The following is a 16,395-nucleotide window of genomic DNA, read 5'->3' as shown; positions in this document are numbered from 1 at the left end:
ACCTTTCAGGCAAGACTTTCGAAGTCGAATTGTTCGGAGATCGGCTGTGAAACTAAATTGGTGTTTGCTGCTGCACGAACTTCGGGCCAAGAGGACCCAAGAGCATTGAACAATATGCCCGGTTTGGTTAGTCCGCTCTTTTCACATATCGAATATAGACGGTAGGCAAGTTCATGGGCAGCGGACATGTCCAGGCCTCGTTCCTCGGCAGCGGCCAAAATGCGGCCAGCCGTATCTAGCCCTTTTTCGTCGAGACCTTTAGCCATATGGAATACGATTTCCCAAAGTGAGATGCGATCGTCGGTGCGCGGATCGTAATTTTCGGGAAGCTCCGCTGGCGCGAAGAGTCTGACTTTGCCGCCACCGCTCGAGATTATGCCTGCTCTAGCGAGGCCCGTGACCGAAGCATTTTTCGCGTTTGCAAGCGTTTCTGCTTCCCCGTAGGCAGAGACGTCGAAGGCGTGCGTCTCAAACCAAGCTAGACACCAACGGGTATTACCGTCAAAGTCACCTTCCTGCTCAGCAAGAACCTCGTCCAGAATCGCGTTGATCTGGCGGAGAGCGTCACGCACGCGCATCTCTTGGCCATTAGGTTCAAGGACACGAGAATACTTCGAAAATACTGCCATACCGGGGCCAATGGCTGCCTGTGCCAAGTCAACCGGAGCGATACTGCCTTGCTGTAGGACTCGCAATGATTCTGGAAGCGTTGAACGAAGTTCAGCGAGAAAACCACGCCGGTCAATCATTGGCGCCTCTTCGGGCCGAGGTCGAAGTGCTAGCACGATCGACGATGCAAGAGCATTGGTTCCCGAGGCAATCATCCGGTTTCCGAGTTCTGAGCGCACCGGCCATGTCGCTGTGATTGTCCAACCGGCACGGATCATACTTCCAACTATGGTTTCCCAGCCAGTCGATGCGGTGCCCGCCGCATCTGATTCGGATTGCTTGAACGCATAATATACAGTCATCGGATAGTCTTCAGAAGCTGATTTTCGGGCATGTTCAAACACATGCTCAAATCCATCCTCGAAAAAATCTCGAGCTCCATCTTTTCCACCGTGACGATACGGATTCGCAACAAGTTCTTCAGTCTTTGGTACGAGCATAGTACTCAACAGAGAAGGCAAGACCGTCTTCAGAGTTCGCCTAAGCCAAACATAAAAGAAATCAGATAGATCTGAATACCCAATATTGTCATAATATGGCGGGTCGGTAGAGATCACCACATTGTCGTAGGCTCGGGATGCCGCATCGGATTGAGCCGCTTTCCCCTCGCGTGATGCTGGCAAGCGCTCGACTGCTCGCGCAAGCTGCACAACGCTTTCACCAAACGCTCCGCTAGATTTCGCAAACGGATTTGCTTCACTGAAGTCCCACGTCATAGGGATAGCTTGACGAGCAAAGACTCCCCGGACCTGTTCTTTTGAAGGGCTGGCGTCCCACGTCGTGATAGACGAATGCCTATCAACAACACGATCGACTGCCAGCCCCAGGTAAATGCAGACTGCATCGGCATACGCGGTTGCCCCGCCGCCGCCTTGTTCTAAGCTTTTGCCTTCCGGCATACCGGATGACACTGCATCCTTGAACACATGGTCTCGCACCTCGACGACGAGATCACTGAACGTCGTTAGGGCAACCAACTGCCGGTTAGTAAACAACGAGGCAAAGGTTCTCATGCCGTAGTTTGGTGTCTTAAAATCACGTGGATTCGCAGCAAGATCACCACGAGGCACGTCGTCAGGGGCATCAATTTGAGCAGCTGCACACGCAATTTCATCGGGTGCAAGGTAGATTCGTTTCCGGTTTCCCTCAGCAACGGTCGCCATAAGTGCATGACCCAAGCCATGGTCACGTCCTCTTTGGCGAATATAGTCTAGTGGCACCGCAGTTTTGCATGAAATACAAGTTGCGCCAGTTCGACCTACAGTTCCGTCATTCGCCATCGATGGCGCAAGTTCTGCGTCATGTCCGATTGTAAAATCGACCTTTCCACCGACTACCGAGGGGATGACGTATGCTTCCTTCCCCTTCTTCTTGCCGAGCCACCACGAACGCACTAACGGCATTTCGATGCCGCAAGCCGGATTTGGGCAGGTTACGGTGCGTGCCCAAATCCAAGCGATCACTGTGGCCTTGGAGCCGTTGCCAACAGTCACTTGCGGATAGAGGTGTCCGATTCTAGCGTTGGCCTCATCGAGGATCCATTCGCCGTAGCGGCGAACGTCTTCGGCAATCCCCGTAGCTTTCGGCCACGCAAGCAATTGGCGCTCTGCTGCATTGGGAAACACCGGTGATTGGTCTGCAAATTTGGGTGGAATCTCAATCAGTGCCTTATTGATGAGCACAGCGACGGGATTCAGATCGCTTGCCTGCGCTTCTAAGCCAAGCCGTTGTGCTTCGAGCGGGATTGTTCCACCGCCCGCAAAAGGGTCGAGAATGGAAGGCGGTTCTCCGTCGGTTGACCGCATGATCTCGGCGCGGATTTGATCAAAGAGAGCCTCATCTCTTAGATTGTCCCAGTCAACCATTCTCTCAATGAGGTCAAAAAGCCGCTCGCGGTCCGCGGTCACTCGTCGCTCAATATATGCATCCACATCCGGCTCTTCTTGCCGCAGCCCGTCCGCGCGATACTCTTCGGCATTCTCACTAGGATCATCAACCAACTGCGCAAACAATACAGCTCGAGCCGTCGCGAGTGGTCGCCGCGCCCACCATAAGTGCATCGTCGACGGATGCCCATGCCGGATGGACTTCTCGCGAGCCGACTGTTTATTGATCGCATCTAGAGGCAGAGCCACCTCTATGAGCTTCTTCTTTGCCATTACATCCCAAAATCGTTGCGCCTCTGGAGCCCGCTTGCAGCAGAATTCACAAGTTCGGCCACCATTCATCATCTGCTTAGAATCCTACGGCAGCCCCGCATTTTCCCGGCCATGGCGCGGCTGGACGTACCTGTAGGATCCTTCTCGTATGATTGTTAAACATGAAACAAACGCCTATCCGAGTCCTTGACCTCTTTGCAGGTGCCGGCGGTTTGACGGCTGGGTTCCACGAAGCTTCCACCCGATTTAAAAGTGTGGCGGCCGTAGAAATGGATTTAGCCGCAGCGGCTTCCTACGAAGCCACATTTGGACCGGGAATCGTTTACGCAGGTGCCATTCAGGATTGGCTGAAGTCTGGCGCGTTGCCGAGTGACATCGATATCATCGTCGGCGGGCCGCCCTGCCAGGGCTTTTCGACCTTAGGGAAGCAAGACGCCGAGGACGAGCGGAACTCGCTCTGGAAGCATTACGCAGAGACTATCCGGCACCTGACTCCAAAGTATTTTGTAGTCGAGAATGTTGCAGCCTTCGCTAATTCGCCACAATTCGAAGAGTTTGTCTCGCTCACTGAGGATGGCGCCCTAAAGGATTATGCCTTCAAGCACCAGATTCTCAATTCGGCGGACTTCGGTGCGCCTCAGGCCCGACGTAGAGCCGTCCTCATCGGATATAGGCGAGATCTACAATTTCCAGGTTTTCCAACGGCAACACACAAAGTGCATCTAACAGTTGGTGAGGCCTTTGCCGGTGTACCCACCGATGTGGAGGGGATCGACCTTCCAACCGACCGTTCTGTCGAATTCCAGGGGAAAACCTATGCCGGACCCTTCACATCTCGGGAGCTCCATCTTGGACGTCGCTATACGCAGCTGTCGCTAGATAGATTTGAAACGATTCCGAAGGATGGGAATCGTTTCAACATACCCGACAAGTTGCTTCCCCGGTGCTGGCGAGAGCATACAACTGGTTCTGCGGACGTTATGGGGAGGCTCCACGTAGACAAACCGTCTGTGACCATACGCACCGAGTTCTTCAAGCCGGAAAAGGGGCGTTATTTACACCCGGACCCTAAGGTAATGCGGGCGATAACTCACTACGAAGCTGCTCTATTGCAAGGATTTCCCTTGACGCATAAGTTCGTTGGTTCCAAGACAGCAATCGCTAAACAGATCGGCAATGCAGTACCTATACCTCTCGGTAAAGCTATCGGTGCTCAACTTGCACAACAATTCTGACGCACACTTTGATTGCAATGGGACGTAGAAAATCGCAACGCCAGGATGAAATTCAATAAATGTGATTTCTTAAAATTGGTCCAGACCGGGACTATAATTTGTCAATCCAGGTGTCTTCTTCTCTGTTGTCCCAGGCAGAACCTGTTGTAGCCACATCCGCAGAGCTGACGCTTGCGATTCGACGCAGAACGGCACCAACTTCACGGGCATAGAGTTGCCGGATATTGGCAATCGGGCGGGTGGTGCAACTCTGGATGATTGTTTGACGTTCAGCCATGTCGTCGATCTTCGCTTGAGCGAACGCTTGGCGAAGCAACTCGACCTGCTGCTCACTGATGACCATCTCTTCAATTCGTTGCGGCGCTGAGGTCGGGGTATCCGGTGCGTCAAAAAGACCCGGCTGATTAGAAATCATCTAATTCCATCATTTGGTATCGGTCAGAATTCAACAAGTTTAGTCTCAAGATGGCATTCAGTGGCAACTTGACTGGCGCTCAAACGCAGGTGCAATTGCGGATGGATTACCATACTGTCCGGGGCTTGCGGGTGGCAAAGTTGACGCGTGTCCGGTGAACGTCCAAGGCTACGGATAATTCCTAGTATATGGCGATGAGGAACTTCGTGAATTCCAGGATACTTCTGGCAAACTTCCACTAGCGAATGACCACTTCCTTGTAAGATGGTCTGGCTTCCAAGGATTGTGCAGCCGTCTTATAATCCTTAATCGACCCTGGTGAGTACGCATATGACCACCTCATTCCCTCCTTCTGGCGGACGGTTAACTCACAAAGGCGGTCAAAGCCGGCATTGATATCGATCACCGCCAAATCGCCGAACCGTATATGTCGATCGTGAGGTCGTTCGCCCCTTGGTTCCGCTAAGACGATCTCAACCTGTTCAATACTTCCCCGCTCAACCCTTTGCCATTTGTCCGATACTATGCGAGCAGTTTCCGGGGCCCCCCACTTTGGCTTACCTCGCTGGCCTGACCGTCGACTCTGCGCAATAATCTTGACGGATGCGTGCGGTAGAAGCGTTGCGTCGAGACGCGCAAGTAGCCAGCTAATATGTTCCGGGGACTCGCGAGAAGTATCGCAATCGACTTCGTCCCACATTCGCTCGAAGATGTACCTGTCCGTGATGACAATGTTGCGAGTACATTTGGCCAGGGGCTCTAGAACCGTCTGCCAGAAAGCCTCCCTACTCTGACCATATTTGAGCTTTCCTTCTCGCGCCAGGACGTCGAGAGAGCGAATGATATGGCCTTCAGAAACGGTGATGGACGTGGCAATCTCCAAAGCTGCCCCTTCAAGCACCCCTGATTCCTGCTCATCCAGTTTCATGGCTTGTGCTAATTCTTCGCCGACGACAGCAATGTTCGTCTTATACTTCCACGCATCGTAAAGATCGCTGAGCGAAGTCAAGCTCGCAAACTGTGAAACTCCTGGCGGGCAGATCACCGTCAAGCGCTTTTTGACCTCGAACTCCGCAACGATCGCTTGCCATACCTGACGGCTAGCTATCGGAATCCCATCTCCATCCTGAATTGACCTCCTAAACGCCGTCTTGTCCTCTTCGCTCCCGAAAACGAGAACACCATGCCTCAGCAGCAACTCCGTAAACTCACGATGGTACTTTTTCTGATGCGCGAGAGGACCCTTCGATAGATCTTTGATGGCAGACGACGATAAGGCAATTTTGGCAAGCATCAGATGTCCTCGCCGAAAATCTCGCTCAACCGCTCCTCGAAGAAACCGTCCGGCCATTCATCGAGGAACTCACCTTCTTCGCTCAGCCGGATTCGTACAACTTCGCCTTGTCCAGATCCATCTTGATTGACATAGAGAATTGCCACGTCTTCAGGCGACAATGCACCTTCCCGGATGCGTCTCTGGACTCGGAGCATGAGGTGCTCACTGTGAGTTTCAACGACGAGTTGATTCGATTGCCCTTCGTCGGACGACGACGAGATAAACAAGTCCGCCAGTCTCGCTTGAAGCCGCGGATGGAGATGCGTCTCCGGCTGCTCGACGCACACAACAGAGTCGGTTTCGGCCAAGAGCGTCACGACAATCGGGAGCATCTGGCTGACACCGTAGCCAACGTCGGCAGGAGTCACCTGTACGCCCGAACGTGTATCAGTCAGCGCCATGACTACCAGATCACCGACGATCGACGAAAGACCTCCCTGCGGCTCGACAGGAATCATTTTGAGTTCATAAGGCACGTCCAAATTTCTTAGCCATTTATTCACCTCGTCGACAATAACGCCGTTGTTGAAGAGGAGCATTGCTGTTTCATAACCGTCTCCCGGTCGATCGCCCGTGGATGCCCGGTCATAAAATCGTTTGGGTGCCGAACGAAGCGGGCCAAGGTAGCTTATCCCCGCCAAGAGAGCGCGTACTTCCGAACTAATACCATCCATGAGCCGCGCAAGACGGTTCGTGTATGTCGTCGCTGTCGAAAATTCTCGTTCAGAATAGGAACCCCGGAAGATTCTGCTATATTCGACTTCTGCCGAAGGCAGCAATCCGTTGGCGGCAATCGTGAGCTCTCGTTCACCGATCTTCTCGAATTGTCGGGCGGCCGCTGCTGCACGATTCTGCCGATACTTAAGGTTACGCGCCGACTTAACCGGGTCGTCCCCCTCGCCAGCCCATGCGTCGAAAGGGAACAACACTTTTCCGGACGCTATCCCCGTCATAACTTGCTGCGCTGCATTCAATGGTAGATGCAAGCGCCCGTCGGAGGTACTCCTTAGTGCGATTCTGTGATCTCCCCATGACATGGATACTTGACGAAGGGCGCCGGTTGGAGACGTCTCAGTGGGGTGTGAGGAAAAGGTAAATCCTATCTCCCGAAGGGATGCAGGATCCGCAGTACCAGCGTCCGCAATCCATGAGGGCAACGCTCCGTATTGGAATCCAAACTCCATGTCCTCGTTCCGATGCCCGCTAGATACTCCCTCAAAGTTTCCTACGTCGGCCAAGATTCCTTGTGTAATCAGGTGGTCATATTCCACAGACTGTTTCAACAGTAGAAGCGATTGAATGACAGATGACTTGCCAGCCGAGTTTGCGCCGTAGACAAGTGTCAACGGTGCCAAAGGAATGTTTACTGGCTCAGAAAATGCCTTATAACCTTTTATGTCAAGCCTAGTGATAAGCCGCTCGGGCGGCTCGGGAAGGCTAATTTCATCTTGCGGCGCTTCATCTAGATATAGACCAGGGACCATCCCTTTGCGTTGCAGGTCGAACTCGGCTATAGATAACGCCCTAGCTATGTACCCCGGCGAATCCACGTTGCGCTTTGTCCGCCATAGCTCCACAATTTCAGCTAATTGGTCGACGTCATTGTCGCTCAACGTAGTAGAGAACCGATCACGGTGGACAATTGTTGATGCGTCGACCAGCAGCACGTCGGAGCGCCTGGCATCTTCGTCAGGTTTACGAAGAATCCAAAGTGTTGTCGGAACGGATGTACTTGCGGCCATGCCGCCTTGCGGAAAATCAATGATCGCCTCAATGGCGCCAAGTTCGAGGAGGCGTTTGTGGCTCTTGTGTTGCCACTTCACCGGGCGTGCCGAACTTTGCGTTAGGAAGACCGCGGCGCGTCCTCCTGGAGCCAATAGATAAAGTGCCAATTCAACCCATGCGAAATCTGTTCGTAAAGAAGGTGCAGGAAGATCGGCGCCTAACAGCTCTGCACGTCCAGCCATCGACTCGGAATCGACCATGGCATGCCAAGGAGGTTGGACAATGACCCCGCCAAATCGACTCTCAAGTCCGTTAGCCAAGTCGAATGCGTCGCCAGCGGAAAGGTTAGGCGTCTTTCCAACCATGCGCAGTCGCATTTCTGCGATAGTCAGGGAGTGCGTGCTTACGTCGAATCCAGTGATTTCCGCATGCGGGTTCACCAGATGTGCAGTGCGAAGAGTTGTTCCGTAGCCACTGGCCGGATCAATATAGGCAGATTGTCGCCCGACGATCGCTACGCTCAGCCGAACGATCGAGTCTGGTCCCATGTACTCACCGAGCGCACGTGATTCCTTTTTTCGATAAAGTCCCAAGACGGCCTCAAACGATTGTCTAAGTAGATCGAGGCATCGTTCCGTAGAGCCAGTCAGTGAATCCGTAATTGCAGCGCACATCGACGACACAGCTTTAGGGGCAACGCCGTTTCCTGCAACATTCCAGGGAGGATGGTGAAGAGTCCTCGTCAGAACCCTTTCGATAGATTCCTTCGCACGCCCGGGCTGAACAACGATCTCACTCCAAATTTCGCTCCCACCCTCAATCTTCAAGAGATGCCAGCGAAGAAAGATCAAATGAATAGCAAGGCTGATTCCTTGGTCGACGGGCATTCCGCCTCTTGTAATATCTAAGAGCTTTGTGGCCAATCCGTCGGAAGCGGAAGCGATTTCTTCATCTGGACGGTCGTCGATCATGGGAACCCTCTCCTAGTACGAGCTTGCACAATGAAGCTTACGTTGGGTACGCGCCCATGGCCTGGACCACCTTCGGCCCAGGCCTTCCCGTCTCGCCCTGCCTCAGCTTCAACGGGCTAACTTCCAGCCGCGGTACATTTGACCCGACTTGACCAAATAAATGCCAGTTCTGGCGGTTGTTGGAACGTTTGGCAGTTTCATCAGCGATCGTTCCCGAGCTCATGCCGTTCTTCGCCTTCGGCAGGAGCGCCACGTGGCGAGCACCAATGAATGCCTTTTGTCAGTTCAGACCTCGGCACTGAGCCTACGACCAGGTCTGCGCTTCAGGCTGCGTTGCAAACTCGACAGGCCGGTGTCCGCCAAATTTTGCCCGAACGGGTAGTCACTGTTGCAAGCCGTGCCATCGGTGCAGAATGCGGAGGCAGCGGGTTCCTTCTGCAGCAAGTCCTTGCACCAAAGCCGCACGACTGCAGAATTGGCAATAGCCGGGCGGGCACTCACGGCTGCTCCGCAGTGAGATGCCGCTACCTTTGCGTCCCCATAGTTCGTCACGCTCTGGATACCGGTGTACAGCCACTCGGGTCCGCTAAAACCGAGAATGAACGCCGTAGAACAGGTCAAGTGCGGGATTGGTGTGTCGACTGCTCGTGTCGGGCAATGCCAATCGCGCAACACCCGTCGACCGTTTCGTTGCGGGCGATGGTGTCGGTCAGGTCGAACACGCGGCCTGGACCGAGATCTTGGCCTCATGCAGCCGCCGGACAGGTCCTCGGCAGTGTCGCGAGCGGTGTCCGTATGACCACGTTTGCACCCCTCGTCCATTAACCAGTCCGTAATGTTTGCACCGCTGCCGCCGATCACTAACACTTCGTTCCCGCTTACAACACCACCTAGGCAACCCAAAAACGCAAGTTTCCAACAGACGGGAGTCGATCCGGCTGCCCGCGCAGGCGCAGCTCCTCCGATGATTAGGCTTCGAGCGTGCCGACGTTGATCAAGACCTTCGAGGACGCGGCCGAGTCCAGCGCCATGGCGAAAGCCGTATCAGCCTCATCGAGCGGGAAGGCGTGGCTGATGACCTGAGCCAGGAACGGGTGCTGCGCCAGAAGTTCAACGGCTTCATCCAGCTCGGTCTCGAAACGCTGCGAACCAAACACTGTCAGCTCGCGCAGACCGAGTTCCGAAAGCGAGATCGAAACCTTGTCCTTGGGCAAGATCCCCAGCTGAACCACCGTTCCACCACGACGGGTCGCATCCAACACCGTCTGCAGACTCGCAGCGGCGCCGGCCGCCTCCACGCTCACGTCATAGCCGAGCGATTTCGGACCTTGTCCCTGGGCGATGTTGAAAGTCTCTTCGACGCCCATGGAACGGGCCACTTCCAGAGCGCGAGGCTGCAGGTCGGCAATCGCTACCGATAGCGCACCTCGCAGTTTCAGTAATGCCGCGGCCAGCAGGCCGATCGGCCCGGCGCCGCTGACGAAGCAACGAGCACCCTCAATGCGGCCCGCTGCCCTGTCGATCCCGTGCAGGGCGATTGCCAGCGGTTCGGCCAACGCGGCAGTGCGCAGGTCCAGGCCTGAGGGCAAACGGCGCAACTGTTGCGCCCGGACGTGCAGCACCTCGACCAATCCTCCCTGGGTGTGCGGAGTGGTGCTGGCGCTGCCCAGGTAGGTGCCACCTTGGGTCAGATGCATGCCCGTTGGTTTTGCCCCCGGTTCGGGGCACGGCGTTGCCGGGTGGATCGCCACCGCAGCCCCGACGCTCCATCCGGTGACGCCTTCTCCGAGCTCACGCACGCGCCCGACCACCTCGTGGCCCAGGACCAGCGGCTCCTTTACCTCGAAGGAGCCATTGCGGCCATGTTGCCAATAGTGCAGGTCGGACCCGCAGATCCCGCCATAGGCGATATCCACCGCCACCTCCCCGGGACCAACCAGGGATTCCTGCACTTCTTCCACGCGCAGGTCCTTGGGCCCGTGCACCACTACTGCCTTCACTACAACTCCTTGGATTCTTTGCTCTCTGGTCTTGCAAGCCCTCCGGTGCGGGCCACTCCTAGCGGGCCACTGGCTCGCTTTGCTCGAGCATCCCGAGCTCGCCGCGGCGCGGCATGCCCTCCCAATCGCCGGGGACCATGCAGGCAAAGGCCCCGGTGCGCACCGCCGTTTCCAGCCGCTCCTGTGGCTCCAGGCCATTCAGCAGCTCGGCGATGTAGCCGGCGACGAACGCATCACCGGCACCGACCGTGTCAACCACCGGCACCTTGATCGCCTCGCGACGGTATTCATTGCCGTCAATCAGCGCCACGGCACCCGCATCCCCCAGCTTGATGATGACCTGGCGCGGACCCAGCTCGGCGATCCGGCGGGCAAGCTCCATGGGGTCCTCGCTCGGCCCCACGGCGATGGCGGCTTCCTCGTCCCCGGCAAAGACCACGTCGATCTTGGGCAGGATGGCCCGGTAGGCCTCCCCCGCCTCTTCCTCGCTCCACAGCGCCGCCCGGTAGTTCAGGTCGAAGGACACCAGCACCCCGGCTTCGTGCGCCACCTGGATGGCAGCGTCCACCGCACCGGCCGCCTCGGCCGAAAGCGCCGGGGTGATCCCGGTCAGGTGCAGCAGCTTGGCGTTGGCAATCAGCGATTCCGGAAGGTCGGCGGCACACAGCCTGGAGCCGGCGGAATCGGCACGGTAGTACCAGACCTTCTGGTGGGTTTCGGTGCGGCGTTCCTTGATCATCAGGCCCGTGGGGGCCGACTCGTCGCGGACCACCACGGTGTTCACGTCCTCGGCGCGGATCTCGCGTTGCACGAGGTCACCCAGGCTATCGGCACCCAGACGCCCGATCCAAGACACGGAGGTGCCCAGTCGGCGCAGCGCGATGGCGAAGTTCGACTCTGAACCGCCCACGCCCAGTCCCAGGGTGGAGGCGTGGGCCAACGGGCCGGCACTGGTGCCGCGCATCAACGCCATGGTCTCCCCCAGGGTCACCACGTCGGTGTGCTTGTCCTGGCTCATGCCTTTTCCCCGTTCCGCGCAGCCGCAACGGCGGCCACCAGGGCCTTGGCCCGGGCCGTGAGCTCGTCCAGGTTCCCGCCCTTGAAGGCGTCTCCGAGCAGCGGGCCGCCCACGCTGACAGCGAGCGCGCCGGCACGAATCCACTCAACGGCCTCGGCAACGCCGACGCCTCCCGAGGGGACTGCCTGGATGTCCGGGAAGGGACCGCGCAGGTCTCTGAGGAACCCGGGGCCCACCTGGGATGCGGGAAAGATCTTCACCGCGGTGGCCCCGGCCTTCCAGCCGACGAACAGCTCGGTGGGCGTCATGCCACCCGGGTAGACCGGGATGCCCGCCGCCACGGCGGCGGCAACGATCTTGGTGTCGGTGATCGGAGTGACAATGAATCCGGCGCCGCCGGCAATGGCGGCCTCTGCCTCCTCTACGGTGGTGATCGTGCCGACTCCGACATCGGCTGCGATTCCGTAGCGGGCGCGCAGCGCGGGCAGCTCCTCGAAGACGCCGGCGGTGCTCAGCGTCAGCTCAATGCTGGTAATCCCCCCGGCAACCAGCGCGTCGATGACCGGGGCGTATTCGCTTGCGTGCTTGGCACGCAGCACTGCGACGATCGGGGTTTCGCGCAGCAGGGCACCGGGGGCCGGGCGATTGATTTCGGTGCTCATCGCGACAGCCACCCGCCATCCACCGGAAGAACCGTGCCGTGGATGTAGTCGGCGGCGCCGCTGGCTAGGAAGAGTACGGCTCCGGCCAGGTCATCCGGGTTGCCCCAGCGCCCTGCCGGGATGCGCACCAGGATCTGTTCGTTGCGTGCCTCATCAGCCAGCAGCGCCTCGTTCATGTCGGTGGCGATGTAGCCCGGGGCCACCGCGTTCACGTTCACTCCGCGTCCCGCCCATTCGTTGCACAGGGCCTTGGTCAACTGCGACACCGCACCCTTGGAGGCCGCGTAAGCCGGAACCCGGAAGCCACCCTGGAAGGTGAGCATCGAGGCCAGGTTGATGATCTTGCCGTTCCCGCGTTCCAGCATCGGGGCGCCGAAGAGCTGGCAGAGCTGGAACACCGCACGGGTGTTCACGTTCATCACGGTGTCGAAGTCCGCCAACGGGAACTCGACCGCGTCATGGCGGATCTGGGTTCCTGCGTTGTTCACCAGGATGTCCACCGGCCCGAGGGCCAACGCCTGCGCGGCTGCATTGGCGACCGAAGCTTCATCGCTCAAATCCACCACGATGGCGTGCGCGGTGCGCCCGGTTTCCTTCGCCAGTTGCTCGAGCTCGGGTGCGAGCTCGCCGCGCTGCAGGGTGATCACGTTGGCGCCCTGGCGCATAAGGCCCAAGGCAATGTGCAGTCCGATGCCGCGGGAGGCTCCCGTGATCACTGCGGTGCGACCGGAGATGTCGAAGACTCCCCCGGTCTGGGTCGTGTGGGTGGACACGGTAGAGCTCCTAGCGGGCAACAGCGAGTGCTGCCGGGTTGTAGATGTTGCGTGGTTCCTTGCCCTGGCACACGTCGATGACGTTGCCCAGGGCGCGTGACTTCAGTTCCGTGTAGGACTCCTCGGAGTACCAGGCCGCGTGCGGGGTCAATACCGCGTTGGGCTCGGAGAGCAGGTCCGAATCCTCGGCAAGCGGTTCTTCCTCGAAGACGTCCAGGCCGGCACCGTAGAGCTTGCCGCTGCGCAGGGCGCGGACCACGGCGGCGGATTCGACAACACCGCCGCGGCAGGTGTTGATGAGCACCGCTCCGTCCTTGGCCTTGGCCAGGAACTCGTCGTTGACCAGGTGGTGGGTGTGCGGATTCAGCGGCACGTGCAGGGAGATGACATCCGCCTGCTCGAGGACCTGCTCCATGGTGAGCACCTCGATGCCCTCTTCTGTGGTGGTGCCGACCTCGCGGGCCGGGTCCGAGCCGATGACCTGGTAGCCCAGGCCCTTGGCCTTGCGCCCGGTAGCCGCGCCGATCAGGCCCAGCCCGATCACGCCGAAGACGCGGCCGCGGATGCGGCGCAGCGGCTTGACCGACTCGAGCGAGAAGGACCCTTCGCGCAGCTCGCGGTCCAGGCGGGTCACGCCGCGGGCCAGGGTGGCGGCCAGGCAGGTCGCGTGGTCCGAGACGTCCTCGGTGCCGTAGTCCGGGACGTTGGAGACCACGATCCCGCGTGCGGTGGCAGCCTCCACGTCGAGGGTGTCGACTCCCACGCCGTAGCGGCCAATGGCCTTGAGCTTGGGCAGGGCGTCCATGACGCGCGCAGTGATCGGGGCGTACTGCACCACGAGCCCATCGAAGTCGGCGGCCGCGGCGATGACCTCGTCCTCGGTGTGGCACTGGGCCAGGACCAGTTCGATCCCTGCCGCGGCGGCGACTTCCTGCTCGACGGCGATCGAGTCGTGGTCGCAGTCGGTGATCAAGATGCGGATGCTCATTTGTGGGCGTCTTCTTCCGTGAGTAGGTCGCGGTCCCGGGTTTCGGGGGCCTTGAGTGCGGCGATGAAGGTGATGGCCATCATCAACATCATGTAGATGGCCACGGGGATCCAGGAACCGGATGCCCAGGTGACAAGCGCCGAGCAGATCAGCGGGGCGATGCCGCCGCCGAAGACCGAGGAGAACTCGCGTCCCAGGGCCACGCCGGCGTAGCGGTAGCGGGAGCCGAAGAGCTCCGGGAAGTAGGCTGCCTGCACGCCCACGGTGCCCTGCGCGGCGAAGATGAAGCCGAGCACGATGACCACGCCGATCCAGAAGAGGTTGCCGGTGTTCAGCAGCATGAAGGCGGGGAATGGGAAGAGCAGCAGGAAGCCGGTGATGCCCAGGTAGAGCGGGCGGCGGCCGAACTTGTCGGAGAGGTTGCCGGCGATCCAGGCCGAGACGCAGGCGAACATGGCGCCAATGAACAGCACCTTCGGAATGAAGGTGGAGTCCACGGCCAGGTAGGTGATCAGGTAGGAGCCCATGAAGGTCTGGAAGATGTATGAGTGGGCGTTGGCGCCCACGTTCATGAAGAAGACGCTGAACAGGCCGCGGCGGCCGTTCTTGAACACGTCGGCCGCGGGGGTCTTCTGGCGTTCGGCCATGCCGACCTCGGCCTTGAGCTCAGCCATGACCGGGGATTCCTTGAGATTGCGGCGGATCAACCAGGCCGCGATGGTGACGAAGATCGAGGAGAAGAAGACCAGGCGCCAGCCGTAGGACAGCAGCGCTTCCCTTGGCATGAGCTGCACCAGCATCCAAACGACTGCACCCATGGCGGTGCCGGCGGCTGCGCCGACGAAGACCAGCGAGGCGAAGCGTCCGCGCTTGCCCTTGGCGGCGAGCTCGGTCAGCAGCACCACGCCGCCGGCCTGTTCGGCACCTGCGCCGAAGCCCTGCAGGAAGCGGCAGGCCACCAGCAGGATCGGCGCCCAGACGCCTGCCTGGGCGTAGGTCGGCAGCAGGCCGATCGCGAAGGTGGCGACGCCCATGAGCATCAAGGTACAGACCAGCACCCATTTGCGTCCCAGACGGTCTCCGTAGCGGGAGAAGAACAGCCCACCGAGCGGGCGTGCGCCGAAGCCGACGGCGTAGGCGCCGAAGGAGGCGATGATGCCCACGGCCGGGCTGACGTTGGGGAAGAAGATCGTGTTGAAGATGATCGCCGACGCGGTTCCGTAGATCACGAAGTCGTACTGTTCAAGTGCCGTGCCGACCAGGCCCGCCCATGCGGCGCGTCGGACGTTCTTCTGGTCATGCCGCAGCATCGTGGCGGCGGGCTGTGCGCCGGCCGTCACTGTTCCGCCGGCGGGAACACCGTTGTTCTCGTTCATAGTCACCAATCCAAAGATTCTTGCCATACCTATTATAGGGATGGCGTCCCACTTTCAATAATCCAACTATAAGCGACATCACGCCCCAAAATGCAACCCCGGTCACACTCACAAAAGCCCCGGCAGGGAAAGGCCCAAGTCATGTAAGACTGAGGGCATGGAAAAACCGACCGGAGCCAAGACTCTCGAGCGCGGCCTCGAGCTGCTGGACCACGTTGCCTCCGGCGTCGATCGCCTCGATGACATTGCCGCGGCGGCCGGCCTGAGCCGTTCCTCGACGCACCGGATGCTGACCTCCCTGGTTGCCGGGCGGTACCTCTCCCTGGGTGCCGACAACCGCTACCGGCTCGGTCTCAAGCTCATGGAACTCGGCGCCCAGACCCAGCGAAGCCTGAACCTGCCCGAAGAAATCCAGTCCCGGCTGGCGGAGATCGCCGAGGCCACCCGCGACACCACGCACCTGGGCATCCTGGAGGCCGACGACGTCCTCTACCTCGCCAAGGCGCGCGGTGGCCGCGGCATCGAAATGGCCTCGCGGCCCGGAGGTCGGCTGCGTGCCCAGAACACGGCCATGGGCAAGATGCTGCTCGCGCTGCAGCCGCGCGAGGCGGCGCTGGCCCGCTTCGATCCCTCCGCCACGATCACCGAGCACTCCCTGAAGACCGTGGAAGACTTCGACAGGGAATTGACGCTGATCCGCGAGCGCGGCTACTCCCTGGACAACCAGGAGAACGAACTCGGCATCATCTGCGTGGCCATCCCGATCCCCGACCTGAGCGGGGAGCCGATCGCGTCGATTTCCGTCTCGGCCCCGAGTGTCTACATGACCGAGGAGCGGATCTCCGACCTGGTGGCGCTGCTGAACTCGCACGGCCCGGAAATCACCAGCTGCCTGCCTCCGGGGTTCAAGGACTCCTGGGACTGACGTCTGCCCGGTTGCGGGCAAGCATGCCGGTAAAGAGGCGAAAAGTAGGGCCCCAGGATCTTGTCGCGCCGTAGACGACCGATAGAGGTTTGTCCGCTGACGGTTGATTCTGGTTATTTTCAGCTATCTTCAGGGTGACCCCA

General features: G+C 59.0%; 12 protein-coding genes. 2 read left to right on the top strand and 10 right to left on the bottom strand.

Features of this window, described 5'->3' with window-relative positions; translation table 11 throughout:
* Positions 1 to 5: 5 nt before the first annotated feature.
* The gene (locus tag OIU93_RS03820) at positions 6 to 2,828 is read right to left on the bottom strand and encodes a DUF1156 domain-containing protein (protein WP_264268751.1); all 2,823 of its coding nucleotides are present in this window, start codon (positions 2,826 to 2,828) and stop codon (positions 6 to 8) included.
* Positions 2,829 to 2,989: 161 nt separating this feature from the next.
* On the opposite strand from OIU93_RS03820, the gene OIU93_RS03815 reads away from it, so the two are divergent.
* Complete coding sequence (locus tag OIU93_RS03815; protein ID WP_264268750.1) at positions 2,990 to 4,063, top strand: DNA cytosine methyltransferase; 1,074 nt, start codon at positions 2,990 to 2,992, stop codon at positions 4,061 to 4,063.
* Positions 4,064 to 4,154: 91 nt separating this feature from the next.
* Here OIU93_RS03815 and OIU93_RS03810 read toward each other — a convergent pair whose 3' ends face one another.
* From OIU93_RS03810 to OIU93_RS03770, 9 genes are all read right to left on the bottom strand, one after another.
* Positions 4,155 to 4,478, bottom strand: a complete 324-nt coding sequence (locus OIU93_RS03810) for a hypothetical protein (protein WP_264268749.1) — start codon at positions 4,476 to 4,478, stop codon at positions 4,155 to 4,157.
* A gap of 238 nt (positions 4,479 to 4,716) precedes the next feature.
* A complete protein-coding gene (locus OIU93_RS03805; RefSeq protein ID WP_264268748.1) occupies positions 4,717 to 5,772 on the bottom strand; it encodes a hypothetical protein in 1,056 nt (351 codons plus the stop codon).
* Positions 5,772 to 8,510: a DUF3696 domain-containing protein gene (locus tag OIU93_RS03800; protein WP_264268747.1), complete on the bottom strand. Its 2,739-nt coding sequence runs from the start codon at positions 8,508 to 8,510 to the stop codon at positions 5,772 to 5,774. Before OIU93_RS03800 ends, OIU93_RS03805 begins: the two co-directional genes overlap by 1 nt.
* A 968-nt stretch (positions 8,511 to 9,478) precedes the next feature.
* Entirely contained in the window at positions 9,479 to 10,510 is a 1,032-nt protein-coding gene (locus OIU93_RS03795; protein ID WP_264268746.1) for an L-idonate 5-dehydrogenase, read from the bottom strand.
* Between the two features lie 58 nt (positions 10,511 to 10,568).
* The gene (locus OIU93_RS03790; RefSeq protein ID WP_264268745.1) at positions 10,569 to 11,528 is read right to left on the bottom strand and encodes a sugar kinase; all 960 of its coding nucleotides are present in this window, start codon (positions 11,526 to 11,528) and stop codon (positions 10,569 to 10,571) included.
* Positions 11,525 to 12,190: a bifunctional 4-hydroxy-2-oxoglutarate aldolase/2-dehydro-3-deoxy-phosphogluconate aldolase gene (locus OIU93_RS03785; RefSeq protein WP_264268744.1), complete on the bottom strand. Its 666-nt coding sequence runs from the start codon at positions 12,188 to 12,190 to the stop codon at positions 11,525 to 11,527. The genes OIU93_RS03790 and OIU93_RS03785 overlap by 4 nt, the downstream gene beginning before the upstream one ends.
* Entirely contained in the window at positions 12,187 to 12,963 is a 777-nt protein-coding gene (locus tag OIU93_RS03780) for a glucose 1-dehydrogenase (RefSeq protein ID WP_264268743.1), read from the bottom strand. The genes OIU93_RS03785 and OIU93_RS03780 overlap by 4 nt, the downstream gene beginning before the upstream one ends.
* A gap of 10 nt (positions 12,964 to 12,973) precedes the next feature.
* Positions 12,974 to 13,951: a C-terminal binding protein gene (locus tag OIU93_RS03775; protein ID WP_264268742.1), complete on the bottom strand. Its 978-nt coding sequence runs from the start codon at positions 13,949 to 13,951 to the stop codon at positions 12,974 to 12,976.
* A complete protein-coding gene (locus tag OIU93_RS03770; RefSeq protein ID WP_264268741.1) occupies positions 13,948 to 15,327 on the bottom strand; it encodes an MFS transporter in 1,380 nt (459 codons plus the stop codon). The genes OIU93_RS03775 and OIU93_RS03770 overlap by 4 nt, the downstream gene beginning before the upstream one ends.
* A 157-nt stretch (positions 15,328 to 15,484) precedes the next feature.
* Between OIU93_RS03770 and OIU93_RS03765 the strand changes: the two genes are divergently transcribed.
* Positions 15,485 to 16,252, top strand: a complete 768-nt coding sequence (locus OIU93_RS03765) for an IclR family transcriptional regulator (protein ID WP_264268740.1) — start codon at positions 15,485 to 15,487, stop codon at positions 16,250 to 16,252.
* The last annotated feature ends 143 nt before the right edge of the window (positions 16,253 to 16,395 follow it).

This window comes from Paeniglutamicibacter sp. ZC-3 (assembly GCF_025847175.2).
In the GTDB taxonomy this organism is placed as follows: Bacteria; Actinomycetota; Actinomycetes; order Actinomycetales; family Micrococcaceae; genus Paeniglutamicibacter; species Paeniglutamicibacter sulfureus.
Note: the sequence above shows the minus strand (reverse complement) of the source record. Positions and strands in the feature narration are given on the sequence as shown.